This window comes from Clostridium sp. Cult3 (assembly GCF_021655115.1).
In the GTDB taxonomy this organism is placed as follows: Bacteria; Bacillota; Clostridia; order Tissierellales; family Tepidimicrobiaceae; genus PPXY01.
In genome coordinates this window covers 21,908-43,743 of record NZ_PPXY01000008.1, presented here as the reverse complement: position 1 = coordinate 43,743, position 21,836 = coordinate 21,908, and the positions used below count along the sequence as shown (strand labels likewise).

Below are 21,836 nucleotides of genomic sequence, written 5' to 3'. Positions count from 1 at the left end.
ATAAAATATAATTCTGGCAGATAGGGAGGGCTTTGTTTTCTAGATTAGTTTATCCATTTCATTCACTAGTTCTCCAAATAGCTTTAAAGCGCTGTTTACCGGTTCTTCTGTAGTCATATCCACCCCTGCTGTCTTGAGAACATTAATAGGATAGTCAGAACTACCACTCTTTAAGAAGTTTATATATCTTTCTACTGCTGTATCCCCTTCTTCCAATATTTGTTGGGATAAGGAAACAGCAGCAGAAAATCCTGTAGCATATTGGAACACATAATAGTTGTAATAAAAATGTGGTATCCTAGCCCATTCAATAGCTATCTCATCATCTACAATAATATTTGGTCCATAGTACTTTTCATTTAACTCCTTATAGGTTTCCGATAGATAATCAGCCGTCAACGCTCCACCTTTTTCAGCATACTCATATATGATCTTTTCAAACTCTGCAAACATAGTTTGTCTATATACTGTAGTTCTAAATTGTTCTAAATAATGATTGAGTAGATATAATTTCTCACCTTCATCATCTACATTTTTAAGCATATGGTCTAACAATAAAGCTTCATTAGCTGTAGAAGCTACTTCTGCAACAAATATACTATATCCTCCATATATAAAGGGCTGATTCTTTCTTGAAAAATAAGAATGTACTGAATGACCCATTTCATGAGCTACGGTAAATACAGAATCTAAAGTATTGTGATAATTAGTTAATATATAAGGTTTTGAATCGTAAGCTCCTCCTGAATAAGCTCCAGACCTTTTCCCTGGATTTTCATATACATCTATCCAACGGCTATTAAAACCCTCTTTAACCACGTCTAAATATTCATCTTTTAATGGATGCAGTCCCTTTAATATCAGTTGTTGACCATCTTCGTAGGGTATATTAAATTCCACATCTTTTACTATTGGAGTATACAAGTCATACATATGTAACTCATTTACCCCTAAAGCCCTTTTTCTTATATCCATATATTTATACATACTATCTAAATTATCATGAACAGATTTAATCAAATTATCATACACAGAAACGGGAACATTGTTCCTATCTAGAGATGCTTCTATGCTTGAATTATAGTTCCTTACCCTTGCATTAAATATATTTTTTTTGATATTACCATTTAAGGTTTGAGCATAGGTATTTTTAAAGCTTTCATAGGTGTGATATAAACCTTCAAAGGCTGCCTTTCGTACGTTTCTATCCTTGCTCTCCATTAGGGGGATAAAATTACCTTGAGTAATTTCTACCTCATTACCCTTGTCATCTTTTATAGTTGGAAACTTGATATCAGCATTGTTTAGCATAGAATATATCTGTTGCGGTGCATTAGCTACCTCGCCCATTTGAGCCAACAGATTTTCTTCCCTAGCAGACAAAATATGGTCTTTTTGTCTTAATATATCGTCTAAATACTGTTTATATAACTTTAATTCTTCCTTTTCCTCATAATATAATTTTAATGTTTCTTCGTCTATTTGTAGTATTTCTGGCACCAAGAAAGAAGTTTTCTCTTCCACCTGTACATAAGCTCCCAATGCTCTATCTGATAATGCTTGATTAGCTCCAACTCTGGTATCCTCATCTAATTTCATACTAGCATAGGAGTATACCTTGGACATTATCCTATATATTTCACTACTGTCTTTCAACACGTTTAACAGACTTTCGCTAGATTCACCAACCTTTCCTTTATAGGCTAAAAAATCATCAGCTTTTCGGACTACAACCTCTAAGTCCTTCTCCCACTCCTTTTTATCTGCATACATGGACTGTAAATCCCAAGTATATTCAGTGGGAATGTCTTTCCTATCCTTAAATACCTTTTTTTCATTAACCATATATTTAGCTCCTTTCTTTGATTATTTAATAGAATTTAATGTTTCAATAATTATATTTCTTGCTATAGGTGCTGCAGTTTTTCCACCAGTTGTACCATCCTCTTCCAAAACAACAGCTATAGCAATTTTAGGATCATCAGCTGGAGCAAATCCTATAAACCAAGCATGGGTTTTGCCTGATGGATTTTCTGCAGTCCCTGTTTTGCCTGCAACCCTTACATTTTTTATACTTGCATTGGTTCCAGTACCCCTTCTAACTACTTCTACCATCATGTTTTTTATTTCGTTAGCAGCAAATATATCCATCCCCTTGGATAGGGTTTCAGGATGGTTTGTCCTTACTATCTTTCCTTCTGGTGAAATAGCCTCCTTTACCAATATTGGCTTCATTATTTCCCCTTTATTGGCAATACCTGATGCTATCATTGCCATATTAAGGGGAGTGACCAATACCTTTCCCTGACCAATACTTGCAGCAGCAACATCGGTTTTCCCAATATTACCTTTATAGGGAAATGTAGATTTAGCAGTAGGTAAATCGAAAGGTATAGCCCTATTTATCATAAATCGATCAGCCACTTCTCCTATTTTATCCTTACCAATCTCTACACCTTTCTCTGCAAAATAACTATTGCATGATCTTACCAATGCCTCTTCTAGATTAACCTTTCCATGAGCTTTACCGCCATAATCTTTAAGAACATATCCATCTATTTTGGTACTACCTTTACACTCATATTCTAAATCCAAGCCTTGGGTTTCCAAGGCAGCTATGGTCGTTATTACTTTAAATACTGAACCAGGAGTATATAGTCCCGATGTAGCCCTATTTAAGAATGGACTATCTCCATCCTCCATAATATCGTTCCAATTTTCCTTAAGGGTAGATGGGTTAAAATCTGGCACGCTAACCATAGAGTATATTTCCCCCGTGGTAGGATTCATAGCCACTACAGCCCCTTTTTTTCCCTTTAACATATTTCTAGAGTATTCTTGGACATGGTGATCTATGGTAAGTTTCAAAGTATTCCCTTCCGTGTTGGGTATTACTATATTCTTTAATTCATTTAAAGGGGTACTTTCGGATATATTCAACAAGATATTGTTATACTCCAATTCTAATCCAACCTTACCGTACTCCCTATAGCTATAGCCTATTAGATGGCTATAAAGATTGCCATAATTGTATAATCGCTTATAGGTATCTCCAGTCTTCTCGCTATAAGCTAGTATTTTCCCATTTCTATCTATAATAGACCCTCTAAGTATTTTCTCCTCATTAATCCACAATCGTTTGTTGTAACTATTATTTACTACTGCTTCCGCCTTGAATACCTGAAAATAGCTTAAATAAACGATTAAACTCACAAACAATATACAGATTACAATTAATATAGCTATAATTCTTTTAAGCTCCTTCTCCATAATCTTTCTCCTCCACATCCAACTCCTCTGAGGCTACCTGAAGAATTCCCAAAGCTATGAAGCTGGAAATCATCGAACTACCCCCATAACTAACAAACGGTATAGTAATCCCAGTAAGAGGAATCATCTTAAGAACTCCTCCAAATATTATGAAGGATTGAATTCCAAATAGTATACTGATACCCAATGCCACTATCCGGAAAAATTTATTCCTCTGATTTATTGCAATTTTAAAGCCTCTATATACCAATATCAGAAATAACATTATAATACCTATACCTGTAAATATTCCCATCTCCTCACATATTGCAGAGAAAATAAAATCCGTATGGACTTCAGGTATAAAATCTGGATGTCCTCTCCCAATCCCAGTTCCAAAGAAGCCTCCTGTGGCTATAGCAAATAAGGATTGAGTTATTTGATAGCCTTTGTTGTCAATATATTTCCAAGGGTTTATCCAGATTTCAAAACGAACCCTCACATGATCGAATAAAAAGAATCCAGCTATGCCGCTTATAGTAAAAAACAAAACATTGTATAGTATTAACTTTCTGTTTTCCTCATATATAAACTGAAGAGCTAAAAATATAGTATAAAAAATTAATACTGTACCTAGATCCCTCTGTAAAAATAAAAATCCAATAAACACATATATAATCCCCATAAGGTAATAAGATCCATACTTTTTCTCCTTATATATTTCATAATTGGTATAATAAGCACTGATAAGAAATATCATCAATATTTTTATTATCTCTGTTGGTTGAAAGCTAAATCTACCTAATTGAATCCAATTGATAGAACCTTTTTTCCTAGTTCCTAGTATTAAAGTCATAAGAAATAGTCCAATAGAGGCAATTACATACAAGTTAGCCCAATTCTCCCAACCCTTTATTCTCTTTACTAACAAATAGGTTATGAAAAATATAGTAATACCCATACCTGCCCAAATTACCTGTTTCATGCCTAAAGTTGAATCAATTCTATATATCATTACCACACCAATACTTATGAGCATAGTTACTATTAAGAATATATAGTTGTCTCCAGTTGATATACGAAGCAATATGAAATTGGATATATATATCATAAATATTAGACTAATACCCGATACCAATGTAAATTTGTCAATATTTTCCCTATCATATACAAATAATAATAATAAAGCCATCAGTTCAAACAATACCAATAGGTTCCTTGGTACCTTGTAGCTAACTTTTTTATTTAACATCACTTTATCCCTGCTCCCTATTTACGTATAGAAACTCTACTTGTCCAACCCTTATTGTATCTCCATTTTTTAATTCTACTACATCCATTATCCTATCTCCATTTAGATAAGTTCCATTAGAGCTGTTTAAATCCTCTAGGTAAAAATTCCCCTCATCCTCTACTATTATTAAATGTCTTTTAGAAATATAGGGATCTTTCAATACAATTTGATTATCGTTCCCTCTACCTAAGGATATTTGCCCATCTAATGGATAGTATTCCTTCACTTTAAAGGGCAAAGAATCTTTTCTATTGATTAACTTTAGATATATGCTATTATCCATAGAACTGGTATCTATTCCTTTGATGTCTAGATATATCAAGCGTATTATGCTAAGTATAAACATGTAAATTATTATGATAAATATATATTTAAATATTAAGGAAAATATATTATACATAGTAGCCCTCCAACTTTTATTCTATCCACATAAATGTTATCACAAACCTCCACTAATGTGAACAATTAATCCTATGGTTTCTATTTAATTTTTGATGGATATCTGATAATATAGGATTGATAAGGAGGGATTATATGGGAAAAAAATTAAAACGCTCTAGTAACGATAGGATAATAGCAGGAGTCTGTGGTGGCGTAGGGGAGTATTTCAATATAGATCCAGTAGTAGTACGTATAGTTTGGGTATTGTTATCCTTTATGCCTGGAGGGCCAGGTTTTTTAGCCTATTTAATCTGTGCTTTAATAATTCCTGAGGATGATGGTGTAATATATCAAAATGGAAATAATAGTATTAACACCAGTAATACACCCTTGTTTATAGGCCTTGCATTGATTATTGTAGGTGGAGTTATGTTAGCAAAGGTTATATGGCCCCAGTTTGCATTCAAATTCATGAACATCGGAAAGTATTGGCCAATACTTCTCATAGTATTCGGTATTTATATTATTGTTAATCAGGCAAACAACAAATAAATATGTTCCCTTTGAAAGCTTTGAATTATTTTCCCCTAAATGGCAATAATATGAACTAAGCTATACGAGGGAGGTTGAGAAATGAGAATACCTAATCATATAGGTATTATACCAGATGGTAACAGAAGATGGGCAATGGAAAATGGATTAAGCAAAGAAAAAGGCTATAAAGAAGGCTTAGAACCTGGGTTGGAAGTATTTAAATTATGTGAAAAAGAAGGAATAAAGGAGATTACCTATTATGGATTTACCGTGGATAACACAAAACGACCTAGAGTACAAAGACTTGCCTTTACCAAAGCCTGTGTTGATGCAGTCAAGCTGCTATCGAAAGAAAATGCAGAACTGCTGGTAGTTGGAAATACTGAATCGGATATGTTCCCGAAGAGCTTAATACCCTTCTCTCTAAGAAGGCAAGTATTTGGCTCGGGAGGAATGAAGGTAAACTTCCTTGTCAATTACGGTTGGCAATGGGATTTAAAGGATTACTTTTCTTCTCCTAAAGAAAGCCCTAGTATAACTGAATTAATTAAATCCAGGGATATCTCAAGAGTAGATCTTATTATTCGCTGGGGAGGTAGGAGAAGACTCAGTGGATTCCCACCTTTACAATCAGTTTATTCTGATTTCTATATTATCGATGATTATTGGCCAGATTTCCGACCCGAACATTTTTATGATGCTCTAAAATGGTATGACCAGCAGGATATTACCTTAGGAGGCTAGCCCTCCTATTTTTATTGCTTAATTTTTGATTAAATGCTAAAATTAATACACTAATAAAGATGAGGAGGGATGAAATGAAAGATTATAGTGTTTTTGACATTCTAGGCCCTGTTATGATTGGACCTTCCAGTTCCCATACTGCTGGAGCTGCAAGATTAGGTAAGATGGCAAAGGAGATTGCAGATGATTCCTTTATTAAAGTTACCTTCTATCTTCACGGCTCCTTTGCTAAAACCTATAAGGGCCATGGTACAGACAGGGCTTTAGTAGCAGGAATTTTGGGAATGGAACCTTCCGATGAAAGAATTAGAGAATCTTTAAATATTGCTAAAGAAAAAGGGATAGAAATTGAATTCGTTGAAAAAGATTTAGGATATGAACATCCAAATACAGTTAAAATAGTTTTTTCCTATAAAGATAAAGATGATTACTATATAATTGGTTCATCCATCGGTGGAGGAAATATATTGATTACTAATATAAATGGGAACAAGGTCACATTCTCAGGCAACTACCCAACAATCCTAATTAGATACATGGATCAAAAAGGTTCCATTAGTAGAATCAGTTCCATACTGGCTAAAGAAAATAAAAATATAGCTACTATGAAGGTATCCAGAGAAGGAAAAATTGCAACTATGGTAATGGAAATTGATAATCCTATAGAGGATAAAATAATTGAAAATATATCAAATTTAGATGAAATCATATATATTACGGGTATTAATCCCATAGGGAGGTAAGTAAATGTTTAATAAAGGTTCGGAGCTTATAAACTTATGTAAAACACAAAACAAGAAGATATGGGAAATCGTTATAGAAAAAGAAATAGAAGAGAGCAACGTATCCTATGAAGAGCTCATGGATAGTATGAATTTAGTACTAGATACTATGATAAATTCAGCTAATACAGCTTTAGATAAAGAGATTGTTTCAGTTAGTAGGCTTAGCGGTGGCGATGCTAAAAAGATGGAGGACTATAAAAATAGAGGTAATACCATCAGTGGCCAATTAATTAACTCTGCTATGGCAAAAGCCTTGTCTACTTCAGAAGTTAATGCTTCAATGGGTAAAATTGTAGCAGCTCCTACTGCTGGTGCATCAGGAATATTGCCTAGTGCTATCCTTACCGTAAAGGATAGATTTCAACTATCCCATGAAGATATGATTCACGGATTGTTCACTGCCGCAGGTATAGGTGAAATCGTAGCTAAAAACGCTACTATATCAGGAGCTGAGGGAGGTTGTCAAGCTGAATGTGGTGTTGCAAGTAGTATGGCAGCTGCTTCCATAGTAGAAATGGTAGGCGGTAGTGTAGAAGCCTGTTTTAATGCAGCATCCTTTGCCTTAATAAACATTATGGGCCTAGTTTGCGATCCTATAGCAGGATTAGTTGAGTTTCCTTGTGCATTACGCAATGCTTCAGGGGTTGTCAATGCCCTAGTTTCAGCTGATTTAGCTTTAGCAGGGGTTAAATCGATGGTTCCTTTTGATGAAGTGGTAGATGCTATGTATAAAGTTGGCAAAGCCATGCCTGAATCCTTGCGAGAAACCGCCTTAGGTGGTGTAGCAGCAACTCCAACAGGGGAGAATCTAAAGAGGAGGATTTTATGATTAAGGCTTATAACAAAATATATGGGAGTATTTTGGGTGAATTAAAAAAGGAGTATATGTGGAAGTTTAAAGAAGATTTGGCCCATAGGATCAAAGGTGAAACTTTCAAGGCCTCTCTAAAGGATATAGTTTTTAATAATGAATATGATGCCCTAGTTTTAATGGATTTGCTTCATCCACTCTATACTAAATATTGGAATGTAAGTAGCACAGATTGGCTTCAATATATATACGATTGGACTCTTAGTCTATCTTATCCTGAAAGGGTTACTAGGTATTTCAATGAAGAACTACATCCTTTAGTCCTATTTTATTTGAATGTCCTGAGGATTTTTTCCAAAGGGGAAATAACCTATGATGAAAATAGCTTCTTAAATAAATACCCTATTAGCATATTAACTGCTGAAGAAGAACAAAAGGCTAAATTACTTCCTGAATACTTGAAGTTTAAAGATGGATTTTTAAATAAATGGATATATGAACTGATGAAGATGGATTTATACCTAACGGGCCACAATACTTTAGAACATGTAGTAGGTGTAAATTATCTTAGCCTATACATTGGTCGACAATTAAACAAAATGGATTTACCTATAGACTTGAGCATAGTAGTTGGGGCAGGATTAGGACATGATATTGGGAAATATGGGGTTAGCCAGGATGAAATCCACCGGGTACCCTATCTCCATTATTATTATACGGAACAGTGGTTTAACCAATTAGGCATAGAAAAAATAGGTCATATTGCCACCAATCATTCTACTTGGGATCTAGAGTTAGAAAACTTGCCCTTAGAATCCTTGGTATTAATATATGCAGACTTCCGAGTAAAAAACAAGAGGATAGATAAGGAATATAAGATGCACATATACTCCTTAGAAGAAGCCTATGATGTGATACTAAATAAACTTGACAATGTAGACGAAAAAAAGGAGCAAAGATACGAAAAAGTATATAGGAAATTAAAGGATTTTGAAGATTATATGATATATTTAGGAGTAGATACTAGCCTTGAAAATCAGATTAATCCCCTTAATAAAGAAGCTCACTTCTCATTAATGGACCATGAACAAGTAGTAGAACATATTAAATACTTTTCTATTGAACACAATATAGATTTGATGGCAAAACTATTAGACGACACCAGCTTTAATAATTTGTTGGATACAGCTAGAAGTGAATACAATTGGAGAAAGTTAAGGATGTACCTCCAGATATTCTACGAGTATTCTACCTACTTAACCCAAAAACAAAAGATAACCACCTTACATTTTTTAGGGGATTTGTTGTTTCACAAGGAGGAGGATATTAGAAAAGAAGCCGCTGAATTGATTGGATTATTAATCAGTCAATACGATGAAGAATATAGAAAAGAAATACCCAAATCCATAAAAAGAAAAGATCCACAAAAATCTAGCGAAAAAATATTAGAAGACCTATTAAACCATATTTTATATCCAGATCATAAAATAGCAGAATCTCCTATTGAATGGCAATACAATCTTAAAACCATTATAAAATCCCTATTCTATAACTCCCATGTAGAAAGCTATGAAAAATACTCAAAGGTTTTGATGAAATACTATGATGACTACTCCAATATATCAACAACAGGGCAGCTTTACTTATCCCAAACCATAAAATATATTCCGGTATATCATTTAGACCAAGAGGATCTAAAAAGATTGCATACATATATATTCAATCAATTAAATTCCAATCATCTAGAAATCAGACTTACTACCTTGGATATCATAGATGAAATATTTGAAGAGCTTAAGAGTAGTGCTCATTTTATTAAACTGCTAGAAAAATGGATTTTGAAAAATATAGTCGCCTCCCCTTACCCAGCAGAAAATTACCTGAAATACAAGCTAGCTTGTAAACTAAAAATGGAAATGCATATACTTAAGGTTTTAGAAGATAATTATAAAAAAGATGAAGAGAATATACCGGAGATTTTTCTAAAGAATCTAAAGACTGCTACCGACTGGATGAATAAAAAAGTAAATATTGACATTCTATATGATCAAGTAAAAAAATCTCCTAATACAATTGGCCTTCATACTGGAATGCATTTCTGCAATCTACTTAAGGTAAGTGCTATTGAAAAAGTACGCAATTATGCGGGGCATACCTTATTAAATATATTTGATTTTTTAACATTTGGAGAAAGAAATGATATATGTGTAGAACTACTAAGAGCTTTGGAGATGCAAAATTATCAATTTACTAAATATATACCTAATTATTTAGGCCAATTGATTCTGTACCTACCACCTATGGAATTGGATGAAGTAATAGATGACTTTGAAGAAAAAATAAGACAATCTAATACCCAAGTAGTGTTCCTCCTTTTAAAGACTACTGGAGTATGTATTGAAAACTATCCCCAATATGGTAAACGATTTAAAGAAGATAAAAATACTACAGAAGAACGACTAAATCGTTTGTTAGGTATACTATTAAGTGGCATAGCTTCCTTTGACAAGGAAATAAAAACAGAGGCCTTCAGAATTATTGGTAGTCATTTATTCAACTCCAATAAATTGTTACTAATAGAAAAGGAGCAAATATTTTCATTGATGGGAAAAAAGATATTGACTCTATTGGCCCAAAAAGAAGATGATGAGTTTCTGTTTCTAATCAACTCTGCTTCTTTAAACCATATATATAGATTTATTTCCGATTATGAATTCAACTATGGCAGCATTAAAGGGAAAGAAAAGAGCTCTATTGCCTTTTTTCCTGGTAGCTTCGATCCTTTTTCCTTAAGTCATAAAGAGATTGCCATAGAAATAAGGAATCAAGGTTACGAGGTATATCTAGCAGTGGATGAGTTTTCCTGGTCAAAGAGAACCCAACCTCATAGATACAGAAGGAACATAATCAATATGACTATTGCTCACGAAAATGATATATATCTATTCCCTAGCGAAATACCAATAAACATCAGTAACGATAAAGACCTAAGGACATTAAAGGATTTGTTTCCAAATAGAAAAGTCTACATGGTAATAGGAACAGATGTATTGGTTAATGCATCTGCCTATGATAAAGATGGAATGTTAATACAATTTCCCCATATAATATTCCACAGAAAAAGCCTCCAATCTAAAGAAGGAGATGAACTAATACTTAATAAAAGGCTAAAAGCCCTCAAGGGGGAAGTATTGATGCTATCCCTTCCCCCTCAATACGAGGATATAAGCTCCACTCAAATCAGGGAGTCTATAGATTTAAACAGGGATATTTCAAAACAAATGGATCCATTAACGCAACAATATATATATAAATATGGACTATATTTAAGAGAACCTCAGTATAAAAGGCTAGTACAAACTAAAACCTTAGAAACTGAAATAGTAAATAGAATAGATGACAAATTAATCCAATATATATATGAAGAGTTCAATCGAGGAATAAACATAGAGGCTATTTTGGAATTGAGGGAAAAACTTGAACCAAATCTACTCCTAGTAAAGGATGCTAAAGATAATAGTATACTGGGACTTTCAACTTTTTATTGGGTAAAAAGCGGAAGTCTATTCGATGAATTTGAATACACCCATATTACACAGTATCTGAGGAATCATTCTAAAGGCAAATTGGTCATCATTTCAGGCATATATAGCAGAGATATGGATGAATATCTAATGGAGGCAGTTTTAAATGAAACCCTAGCCCATTGTATAGCTTTCGATTATAACTATGGGATTTTTAAAAACAGATTGACCTATGGAAGTGAACTGTATCTAGAAGAAAATCTACCCTTACAAGGATTTGTTAAAACTCCTTTTACCTACAACCATACCCCTATATTTATAGTGGATATGAACAATCCGATGACTTTGAACCAGGATTTGGAAAATCTGTTGAAGCCTCCATATGATGAAGATATTAAGGTAAAAGAAGTCATCTACGAAACTAGGAAGGAACTAAAAAAGGCTTTATCTAATCTTTATCCTGGCCAATTGCTCCTATCCTTTAATAGGGACATGATATATAGTAAATTGATTCAAAAGATATGTGATGCTAACCAAGTTCCTATAGTACAAGAAAAAAATAAAACTCTAGGCTCTAATATGTGTGTGCCCTTTGGCTCCATACTAAACGGCACCATACTACCTAATACAGTAACTAAAACCATGCATACGGAGAAGATATTTAATCCTAGTATTACGGATTTTACAATTCAAGCCTTTCCCAATTATTTAAGCTTAGAAAATCAAGCAAAAGTACTACGTTCCTTTAATAGACCAGTAATACTAGTTGATGATCTACTCCACAAAGGCTATAGATTAAGTGTAATAGAACCTATACTTAGGGAAGCTAAAATAGAAATCAATAAGATAATAGTTGGTATACTTACCGGTAGAGGCAAAGAAATAGGAAAGATTAAAAATATACAAGTAGATAGTGCTTATTTCGTGCCAAATTTAAAACTATGGTTTAACGAAAGTGCCCAATATCCATTTATCGGTGGGGATATGGTCCTTAGAGGAAATGATATAGACGACTATCTAATACCTAGCATAAACTTAATACTTCCCTATGTTTCACCTAGATTTATTAAGAATACTTCTCCTAATGCCATATACAATTTATCCAAAACTTGTCTGATGAATGGATACCATATATTTAAAATAATAGAAAAAGCCTATCAGGATATAAATGAAAAAAATTTAACCCTGTGGGGATTAGGTGAAGTTTTAGTATCGCCAAGAAAACCTGATACCTATATAGCCATGGACTATAGAAACTTAAAACCTTCCACTTGTATTGAAATGGATTTAGAGCATCTGAAAAGGCTTGAAAATATAATCAATCGCTAAAAGAAAGTGGTGAGTACATGATTTATTTTTATAGATATAAGGGTAAATACCTTTTTTCTTTTCAAGAATATACTGATTTGAAAAAAATAGATGAGAAGGATGTAAAGGATAATAGGGATAAACTATATTTTTTGAATAGTTTAGATCCTAAAATATCTAGAAGAAGTTTCTTAGTAAACAGCCCTAAGCTCTTATTTAATGAGGAAGAAGGGATTCACCTATTGCTACAAGATAATGAGGATTATTCCGATAAAATCCCCTATTGGATATTAGAAAGAATTCATGAAGGTCTGGTTATCTCCATTAATACTAAATATCCAAATTGGGAAGAGGTTTTAGATTTTAATAGGGAAAAAAAGTGGAAAGTCAATCTACTGGCCCTTGGAGATGTAGGCAGTACCTTAGCCATAGGTTTAAGGCTTTTAGGTGGAGATTGTATAGGGGAAATTGGTCTATACGATAGAAATCCCCATCGTTTAAATAGGTGGATTTACGAACTGAACCAAATTAGAATTCCCTTTGACGAAAAAGCTTTTCCACCGGTAAAGCCCTTAGACGAAAGCCAATTGTTTGATTGTAATATGTTCATATTCTGTGCCTCCAAGGGCATACCTCCTGTAGGAAGTCCAGTGGAAGATGTGAGAATGGCACAGTTTAAATCCAATTCAGAAATCATAAAGGAATATGCTATACTGGCAAGGGAAAAAGCCTTTAAGGGAATATTTGCAGTAGTATCGGATCCGGTGGATCTATTATGTAAAGTGGTTTTTTTAGAGAGCAATAAGGATAAAAAAGAGAATATGGATTTTAAGGGGATACCCTCGGATAGAATAATAGGCTATGGATTGGGAGTTATGAACGGCCGAGCTTGTTTCTATGCAGAAAAGTCCCAGGAAACCCTCCACTATTTAGATCAGGGAAGAGTTTTTGGACCCCACGGCAAAGGTCTGATAGTAGCCAATAGCATAGATAATTATGATGAAAAGCTATCCCAATACCTAACGGAGAAAACCTTAAAGGCCAATAAGGTGGTAAGAAGTTTTGGATTTAAACCCTATGTAGCCCCAAGCCTATCTTCTGGAGCATTATCTATAATTGCAACCATAAAACAGGATTGGTTCTATGGCTCTACCTATATGGGGGAAGCCTATATGGGTTCCAAATGTAGATTAAAAGGTGGACAATTAGAGCTAGAACAGTTAAATCTACCTCCAAATTTATTTGGTAAAATAAAGGCTACCTATGAAAGGCTAGTGAAAATAATATGAGAAAATATTATCTAATATTGCCGGAAAAACCTTCATCTTTTCTAGAAAAGATGATAGAGGTAACCCTTGAGAATATTAATTTCCAAGTAATTGAAAAAGCTAAGGATTTGCCTAATTTACAAAATAGTAAAATCATATTTGCAGTGGAGCTTCCAGTAACTGGTATGAGTAACAATCTTAATGATATATTTATAGAACTATTCCACCGAGGAAATAACTCCCTATTAGGGTCGGAATCCATAATTTTAATCCATAGCAATTATCAGCTATTTACCAAAACAGCAGCTCAATCCATTATGTTCCAAGCCAATTTATTGGGATGTAGATTTCAAGGTAGACCAATAGTTGAAGCTACAGGAAATTTAGACAATTTTATAGCCTTAAAAAAAATATATAATATGCCACTAGATGAAATATGCTTATACCTATGTGAAAAATTAGGTAAAAGGTTTGTCAAAAATAGGATAGCTAAAATAGATAATCCTAATATTCTAGCCCTTCACTCTAGCAATAGAAGAACCTCTAATACACTGACCCTTTGGGATATGGTCAAAATATATCTAAAGGGAAGTATAGAAGAGATCAATATAGGAAATGGAAATATAATGGATTGTAAAGGCTGTCCATATAAAACCTGTAAACATTATGGTATGCAAAATAAATGTTTCTATGGGGGCATAGTAGTAGAACAAGTCTACCCAGCAATACAAAAAGCAGACGCCATAATATTTATATGCCCTAACTACAATGATATGATTTCTGCTAATACCGTTGCCCTTATCAATAGATTAACAGCCCTGTTTAGAAAAACTAAATTTTACGACAAAACCCTATTTTCCATTATAGTATCTGGCCACTCTGGTGGGGATGCCCTAGCTAAACAGCTAATCAGTAGCCTAAGTATAAATAAAACCTTCAGATTACCACCTTACTTTTGTTTGATGGAAGTAGCTAATGATAGAGGTGCAATAAACAAAGTGCCCAATATTGAAGAAAAAGCCTATAGATTTGCTACAAATATCAATGAAGAAATAAAAAAATAACTATCTTTTTTGGTGCCAGGCACCAAAAAAGATAGTTATTTGTAACATAATTGTAATATTATCTAATGCTAATATACTTCCATTTATCAGTATTGAACCTAAACTTTATTAATGCCCATCTGACAAGCTGATCACAAAACATAGCATACCATGCACCTATTAAGCCTAGTCCTAAGACTATTATAAAAAGATATGCCAATACTACCCTTACTACCAATACGCTGAAGAATATAGCTACTAAAGTCCAAACCGTATCACCTGCTCCTCTCAAACCTCCAGCTATTATTAATTGGGAGGATTGAAAAGGCTGAATTATAGCAATTACTTTTAGTATCTTAGCTGCTTCTTCTATAACTTCTGGATTCTTGGTATATAGACTAGCTATAAAGGATCCAAAAAAGAAAAATATTACTCCTACTATAGTAGCTATAATAGCTCCGATTCTTCTGCTAGTTTTGATGTATTCTTCTGCTCTATCCGGATCATCTGCTCCTAAGCTTCTCCCTGTTAGAGAAGAAGCGGCTATCCCAAAGGCTTGTCCTGGAGTAAAAGAAAGACCTGATATGTTTAAGCAAATCTGATGGGTAGCATAGGCTACTGTACCTAGTGAAGAAACAATTCGTACAAATATTAAAATTCCCGCTCTGAAAGCTATCTGCTCTAAAGAAGCAGGCACTCCTATTTTAATCAAATTATATATAATATCTTTATCAAATTTGAATCTATTCCTCAAGTTAATCTGAATAATAGTATTTTTCTTGAAGATATGTCTTAACAACATTAAAGTTGCAATCATTTGAGAAAGGGATGTAGATATTCCAGCACCTGTTACTCCCAATCTTGGAAATCCAAACAGCCCATAAATAAGTACAGCATTGCCAATTACGTTCAAAGTATTAACCTTTAAATTAATATTCATAGGAGTTTTAGTATCTCCTGCTCCTCTCAATACTGCATAGATAGAAAAGTTAAAAGCTTGAAATATTAGGCCAATAATAATAACCTTAAAATAATTCCTTCCATACATTAGCGTGTCCTGATGAGCGCCTATGAGCTTCATTATTTCATCAGTATACAACAAACCTAAAATAAAAATAGGCAATACCAATAAAACTTGTGTTAATAAGATTACATGTCTAACTACAGACTCTATCCTATCCTCTCTTTTAGCCCCTACATATCGAGCAACCATAGCTGTTGCTCCTACATTTAAGGATTGAACAAGGGATAGAGCTATGAACACCAGTTGGTTAGTAATCCCTACTGCTGCAATAGATGCTGCAGCTTCGCCTGGATCAGTTATCCTACCTAGCATCATCATATCAACCATTCCAAATAGAGTTCCTAAAAAAACCTCTATTAAGACAGGTCCTGCTGTTTTTAATACTATATCCCGAGTTGCCTTTTTATTACAGGCCTCATCCATAAATGACCACCTCTTATAAATAATTTCGATACCCTAAACATTATAGCACAAATTTAATATAAATCAAATTCCACATTATAAATATATTACATATAAAATAAAAGACTATAAACTATTCCTAGGAATAATTTATAGTCTCTCTTGTATGAAATATTACTTATCGTATTTCTCTTTGATATATTTATCAATGCCAACGGCAGCTTGTTTTCCAGCTCCCATAGCAAGGATTACAGTTGCAGCACCAGTTACGGCATCTCCTCCTGCAAATACACCTTCTCTTGAGGTTTGTCCGTTTTCATCTGTTACTATACAGCCTTTGTTATTTATTTCAAGGCCTTGGGTAGTTGCTGGAATTAGTGGATTTGGTGATGTACCTAAAGCCATGATAACCGTATCAACATCAAATTCGAATTCTGAGCCTTCTATAGGCATAGGTCTTCTTCTACCTGAAGCATCTGGTTCACCTAATTCCATTCTCTGGCATCTAATGCCCTTCACCCAACCATCTTCGTTGCCTATTATTTCCACAGGGCTAGTCAATAATTCAAATTTAATACCTTCATCTTTTGCGTGATGAACTTCTTCCACTCTAGCAGGAAGTTCCTCTTCTGTTCTTCTATATACTATCCAAACTTCAGCACCTAATCTTAAAGCTGTCCTAGCTGCGTCCATAGCTACGTTTCCTCCACCTATTACTGCAACTTTTTCTCCAACTTTAATAGGTGTATCATAGTCTTCTCTAAAAGCTTTCATAAGATTGTTCCTAGTTAGGAATTCGTTTGCTGAGAAAACTCCATTTAAATTTTCTCCAGGTATTCCCATAAACTTAGGAAGTCCTGCACCCGAACCTACGAATACAGCTTCAAACCCTTCCTCATTCATTAATTCATCTATAGTTACAGTTCTACCTATGATAACATTGGTTTCTATCTTAACACCTAAATTCTTTAGGTTTTCTATTTCATGTTTAACAACTTTTTCCTTTGGAAGCCTAAACTCTGGAATGCCGTATACCAAAACTCCGCCTGGCTCGTGTAAAGCTTCAAATATGGTTACATCATAACCTTCTTTGGCCAAATCACCAGCACAAGTGATTCCCGCAGGACCTGAACCTATAACCGCTACTTTATGACCATTCTTTTCCTTAGTCTTGCCAACTACAACATCATGTTCTCTAGCCCAATCTGCAGCAAATCTTTCAAGCTTACCTATAGATACAGCATCCCCTTTCTTTCCAAGAACGCATACCTGTTCACACTGTTCTTCCTGAGGACATACTCTACCACAAACTGCAGGAAGAGCTGTATATTCTGCAAGAACATGTGCTGCTTCTTCAAATTCTCCTTCAGCTATATGTTTAATAAATCTTGGTATATGAATGCTTACAGGACAATTTCCTACACAAGGATGATGTTTACAATTTAAACATCTTTTAGCCTCTGCCATAGCTTCTTCTTCAGTATAACCTAGGCAAACTTCATCAAAATTAGTTGCTCTTACCTTTGGGTCTTGTTCTGCAATAGGTACTCTCGTAAATCTATCCATTATTTGGCACCTCCTTGTTTGTCTAACTCACATTCCTCTTCTTTGTATTGGGTTTGTCTCTTCAATGCTTCATCAAAATCTACAAGATGACCATCAAATTCTGGACCGTCTACACAAGCAAACTTAGTTTCATTTCCTACAGTGACTCTACAAGCTCCACACATGCCTGTACCATCTACCATTATTGGATTAAGGCTAACTACAGTTTTGATTCCAAGCTTTTCAGTAAGAAGAGCTACGAATTTCATCATTATCATAGGTCCAATGGCTATACAATAGTCGTATTCCTTACCTTGGTTTTCTACTAAATCCTCTATAAGCCCAGTTACCATACCATTAAATCCATAACTACCGTCATCAGTAGCTATATATAGATTGCCTGCTACCTCCTTTATTTTGTCCTCAAGAATTACCAAGTCCTTAGTCTTAGCACCAACTATTACATCTACATCGATGCCATTTTCGTGGAACCATCTTACCTGAGGATATACAGGAGCTGTTCCAACTCCACCTGCTACAAATAGATATTTTTTCTTCTTTACTTCTTCAATGTCTTCGTTAACATACTCAGAAGGTTTTCCTAAAGGACCTACAAAATCTCTAAAATAGTCGCCTTCATCATATGCAACCATTTTCTTTGTAGAACAACCCATAGCTTGAATAACTATGTTGACAGTTCCTCTTTCCTTGTCAAAGTCACAAATGGTTAAAGGAATTCGTTCCCCTGCTTCGTCAGTTATTACAATTACAAACTGACCTGGCTTTGCAGATTCTGCTACCCTTGGAGCTAAAACATCCATAGAATAGATATTAGGGGCAAGTTCTTTTTTCTCTACAATTTTGTACAATTATAACTCCTCCCTCACATAATATTGTCATTTTAATTATACAGCATTTTTTGTAAATATTAAAGAATAGTTATTTATATGACTAATAGCTAGTTTATTAATATGATTTAATTATTAATAACCTTTGTAAACATGCTCATAGGCATAGATAAAATCAATATTTCACCTATGCACTATCCACTCTTTTTATAATCATAACCCAAATAATCGATATATTCTTCAAGCATTATGATAAATTGTCATATATTTAACAATAACGTTATACATTTAATATACCACAACCCTTTTCTATATTCAATATAATTAAAACAACTAATATTTACATAAAAGTAATTTCACCATCCATAGATTCATCGATAATTGCCAAGGATTCCAATTTGATACCCCTATCCCTTAGGTTTTTCCCGCCTTCCTGAAAACCCTTTTCTATTACTATACCTATTCCTGCCAAATTACAATCACTTTGCCTCAATATCTCTATTAATCCTTCCATAGCCCTTCCTCTAGCTAGAAAATCATCGATTAATAATATATTTTCTCCCTTTTCTAAAAATCTTTTAGCTACTCTTATAGTATAATTTTTTTCTTTAGTGTAAGAATATACGGTACTTTCATATATATCCTTATCCATAGTCTTAGAATCGGTCTTCCTTGCAAATACCACTGGTACGTGGAAATATTGTGCTGCAATTACAGCAATAGCAATGCCTGAAGTCTCAATCGTTAGAATTTTATCAATTTTCTCTCTGCTAAATCGTCTCTTTAGCTCTTTTCCAATCTCGTTAAGCAATTCTACATCTAATTGATGGTTTAAAAAACTATCTACCTTTAATATATTGCCCTCTTCCAAGGTACCATCTTTTAATATCCTTTGTTTCAAAAGCTCCATAGCTACCCTCCTTCAAATATTGACCTTAAGTAGAATTTTATAATAATAAATTTAAAAAATCAAATAAAAAAGAAGCTTAAAAAGCTTCCATTTTCACTTATTAACCCATATCCTGAATTACATTTTTTACCCACTTTTTTGAAACTATTCTAGGTAATCCAACTATGGCTGTAACCGCTTCATCCATATATACTAAAACTAATACCTGATGTAGTGGAAGTTTAAAAACCGTTGCACCTAAAAAAGCTAACGGCACTCCAACAAACCACACGGCCCCCATTTCCAATAACATAGAAAATTTAGTATCTCCACCACCACGAAAAACACCTACCATCATAGTTGCGTTAAATACCTTAATAAAGAAAAATAAAGATAATACTGTTAATGATTTTTTTGATGTAGCATATAGTTCTGGTGTCAAATTTCTAAATACCTTGAGTATGACATCCGACCCAAAATATAGTATACCCCCTAAACCTAATCCTAACACAACAGATAGTCTCAAAAACCTATTAGCATAATCAATAGCTAAGTCCTCTTCACCAGCCCCAATCCTACTACCAACCATTACAGTACAAGCATTTGCTAAGCCCCTTGTCATAACCATAAACACATTTTGCACCGTGTTTAATATTTGAACTGCTGCAGTAGCTTCTGTTCCTATTTTTGCATAAGCTATAGAATAAAATACAGTTCCTAAAGACCAAAGCGCTTCGCTTATTATAACTGGATAAGCAGTGTTAAAATATCTTTTTGCAAAATCCTTGTTCCATTGGGTCATTTCCTTTAGATTACCAGCTAATGGACCATCATCTGAATATATAGAATATAGTATCAGGACTATCTCTATCAATCTGGCTATTAATGTACCATAAGCCGCACCTTTTATTCCTAATGCCGGAAAACCTAGCTTACCAAATATAAACAAGTAGTTCAATACTCCATTGGATACAAAAGATACTAAGCTTACCACCATTGGCATTTTGGCTTGTCCAATACTTCTAGACGCAATAGCATAGGTAGAACTAAATCCCGTAATTATATAGCTAAAGGCAACTATTCTTAAATACTCCGATCCTAATTCTATTACCTCTATATCTTTGCTAAATATCATCATTATCCTATCAGGTATTAACAATCCTCCCAATGTAAATATAACACCTATAATACCACTAATGGTTAGGGATAATCCTATTATTTTTCTTATATTCTTGATATCCTTTTTCCCCCAAAACTGAGAGATAAATACGGAGGAACCTGTAGCTACTCCAAATATAGTCACTGCATAAAAGAAAAAAACTTGGTTTGCAAGCCCTACTGCAGCAAGACTTTCCTGCCCCAAGCTGGTAATCATCAAAGTATCCAACATGTTAACTGATGATGCAATTAAGTTTTGTAATGTTATAGGTAAAGCTATAGATATCATTTCTCCATAAAAACCTTTATCTTTATTTATATATTTCATAATAAATCCCCCAGTCAAATACCCCTATTGTTTTTTGCGTTAATATTTATGATTCTATCATATTTTTCCACATTTGAATAGATATTCAGAAAATATATTAGGGTTTCAAAGCTACTTTTTGATATAAATCAAATATTTTCTCTATGATTATTGGTAAACTATAATTAAAACTTAAACTTGGAGGTATGATGATGGAAAAGAAAACTGATTGGAACAATAGATCCTTTACCTATATGGTAAATCATATAGTGGAGAAACACCATAAATATTTCAAAAAGGAAATGACCCAACTTAGTATGCTAACTACTACTATTTTAAAAGTTCATGGGCAGGATCATAAGGAGCTTTTAAAAGTTCATAGAATATTTCATATAATTCAAATCAACTTAATTCAACATATGATAAAACAGGAGACCAACATCTTTCCTGTTATAAAATATTATGATAGAAGGCCTTCAAAAGAACTGTTAGATGAAATATTTTATAGCATTGATGAACTAGAAGCTATAGAAGAAGAAACGAAAAGTATGCTAAAAGAATTAAGGGAAATAACCAACGGATATAAAGCTCCAGAAGATGGTTGTCCTACCTATGATAAAGCTTATAAAAAATTAAAAGACTTAGAAGCTAATATATTAGACCATAATCATTTGGAAAGGGATATACTGTTTTCAAGATTAAAAAACAAGGGATAAGATATC

The 21,836-nt window shown here is 33.8% G+C and carries 17 protein-coding genes; 8 read left to right on the top strand and 9 right to left on the bottom strand.

Annotated elements, in window-relative coordinates:
• Window positions 1-39: 39 nt before the first annotated feature.
• The 4 genes from pepF to C3E88_RS01890 are packed head-to-tail and all read right to left on the bottom strand — an operon-like array spanning window position 40 to window position 4,943.
• Complete coding sequence (gene pepF / locus C3E88_RS01905) at window positions 40-1,845, bottom strand: oligoendopeptidase F (RefSeq protein ID WP_236908354.1); 1,806 nt, start codon at window positions 1,843-1,845, stop codon at window positions 40-42.
• Between the two features lie 21 nt (window positions 1,846-1,866).
• On the bottom strand, window positions 1,867-3,270 hold the full coding sequence (locus C3E88_RS01900; protein WP_236908353.1) for a peptidoglycan D,D-transpeptidase FtsI family protein: 1,404 nt from the start codon (window positions 3,268-3,270) through the stop codon (window positions 1,867-1,869).
• A complete protein-coding gene (locus C3E88_RS01895) occupies window positions 3,254-4,501 on the bottom strand; it encodes an FtsW/RodA/SpoVE family cell cycle protein (protein WP_236908352.1) in 1,248 nt (415 codons plus the stop codon). Before C3E88_RS01895 ends, C3E88_RS01900 begins: the two co-directional genes overlap by 17 nt.
• A gap of 4 nt (window positions 4,502-4,505) precedes the next feature.
• A complete protein-coding gene (locus C3E88_RS01890) occupies window positions 4,506-4,943 on the bottom strand; it encodes an FHA domain-containing protein (RefSeq protein ID WP_236908351.1) in 438 nt (145 codons plus the stop codon).
• 134 nt (window positions 4,944-5,077) lie between these two features.
• Here C3E88_RS01890 and C3E88_RS01885 point away from each other — a divergent pair, with 134 nt between their 5' ends.
• The 7 genes from C3E88_RS01885 (at window position 5,078) to C3E88_RS01855 (ending at window position 14,962) form a co-directional block, all read left to right on the top strand.
• Window positions 5,078-5,476, top strand: coding sequence for a PspC domain-containing protein (locus tag C3E88_RS01885; RefSeq protein WP_236908350.1), 399 nt, complete (start codon window positions 5,078-5,080; stop codon window positions 5,474-5,476).
• Between the two features lie 81 nt (window positions 5,477-5,557).
• Window positions 5,558-6,202, top strand: coding sequence for an undecaprenyl diphosphate synthase family protein (locus tag C3E88_RS01880; RefSeq protein ID WP_236908349.1), 645 nt, complete (start codon window positions 5,558-5,560; stop codon window positions 6,200-6,202).
• A gap of 74 nt (window positions 6,203-6,276) precedes the next feature.
• Window positions 6,277-6,945 carry an L-serine ammonia-lyase, iron-sulfur-dependent subunit beta gene (gene sdaAB, locus C3E88_RS01875; protein WP_236908348.1) on the top strand — a complete coding sequence of 223 codons (669 nt, stop codon included), beginning with the start codon at window positions 6,277-6,279 and terminating at the stop codon, window positions 6,943-6,945.
• A 4-nt stretch (window positions 6,946-6,949) separates the two neighbouring features.
• Window positions 6,950-7,816 carry an L-serine ammonia-lyase, iron-sulfur-dependent, subunit alpha gene (gene sdaAA, locus C3E88_RS01870; RefSeq protein ID WP_236908347.1) on the top strand — a complete coding sequence of 289 codons (867 nt, stop codon included), beginning with the start codon at window positions 6,950-6,952 and terminating at the stop codon, window positions 7,814-7,816.
• Complete coding sequence (locus tag C3E88_RS01865; RefSeq protein WP_236908346.1) at window positions 7,813-12,651, top strand: HD domain-containing protein; 4,839 nt, start codon at window positions 7,813-7,815, stop codon at window positions 12,649-12,651. Before sdaAA ends, C3E88_RS01865 begins: the two co-directional genes overlap by 4 nt.
• A gap of 17 nt (window positions 12,652-12,668) precedes the next feature.
• Window positions 12,669-13,919 (top strand): lactate/malate family dehydrogenase, encoded by a 1,251-nt coding sequence (locus tag C3E88_RS01860; RefSeq protein ID WP_236908345.1) that lies wholly within the window; start codon window positions 12,669-12,671, stop codon window positions 13,917-13,919.
• Window positions 13,916-14,962, top strand: a complete 1,047-nt coding sequence (locus C3E88_RS01855) for a flavodoxin family protein (RefSeq protein WP_236908344.1) — start codon at window positions 13,916-13,918, stop codon at window positions 14,960-14,962. The genes C3E88_RS01860 and C3E88_RS01855 overlap by 4 nt, the downstream gene beginning before the upstream one ends.
• 58 nt (window positions 14,963-15,020) lie before the next feature.
• Here the strand turns inward: C3E88_RS01855 and C3E88_RS01850 are convergent, their stop codons facing one another.
• The 5 genes from C3E88_RS01850 to C3E88_RS01830 form a co-directional block, all read right to left on the bottom strand.
• Window positions 15,021-16,388, bottom strand: coding sequence for an MATE family efflux transporter (locus tag C3E88_RS01850; protein ID WP_236908343.1), 1,368 nt, complete (start codon window positions 16,386-16,388; stop codon window positions 15,021-15,023).
• A 153-nt stretch (window positions 16,389-16,541) separates the two neighbouring features.
• Window positions 16,542-17,933, bottom strand: coding sequence for an NADPH-dependent glutamate synthase (gene gltA, locus C3E88_RS01845; protein ID WP_236908342.1), 1,392 nt, complete (start codon window positions 17,931-17,933; stop codon window positions 16,542-16,544).
• A complete protein-coding gene (locus C3E88_RS01840) occupies window positions 17,933-18,781 on the bottom strand; it encodes a sulfide/dihydroorotate dehydrogenase-like FAD/NAD-binding protein (RefSeq protein ID WP_236908341.1) in 849 nt (282 codons plus the stop codon). Before C3E88_RS01840 ends, gltA begins: the two co-directional genes overlap by 1 nt.
• Before the next feature lie 319 nt (window positions 18,782-19,100).
• Window positions 19,101-19,670, bottom strand: a complete 570-nt coding sequence (locus C3E88_RS01835) for a xanthine phosphoribosyltransferase (RefSeq protein WP_236908340.1) — start codon at window positions 19,668-19,670, stop codon at window positions 19,101-19,103.
• A gap of 100 nt (window positions 19,671-19,770) precedes the next feature.
• A complete protein-coding gene (locus C3E88_RS01830; RefSeq protein ID WP_236908339.1) occupies window positions 19,771-21,135 on the bottom strand; it encodes an MATE family efflux transporter in 1,365 nt (454 codons plus the stop codon).
• Between the two features lie 191 nt (window positions 21,136-21,326).
• On the opposite strand from C3E88_RS01830, the gene C3E88_RS01825 reads away from it, so the two are divergent.
• A complete protein-coding gene (locus C3E88_RS01825) occupies window positions 21,327-21,830 on the top strand; it encodes a hemerythrin domain-containing protein (RefSeq protein WP_236908338.1) in 504 nt (167 codons plus the stop codon).
• The last annotated feature ends 6 nt before the right edge of the window (window positions 21,831-21,836 follow it).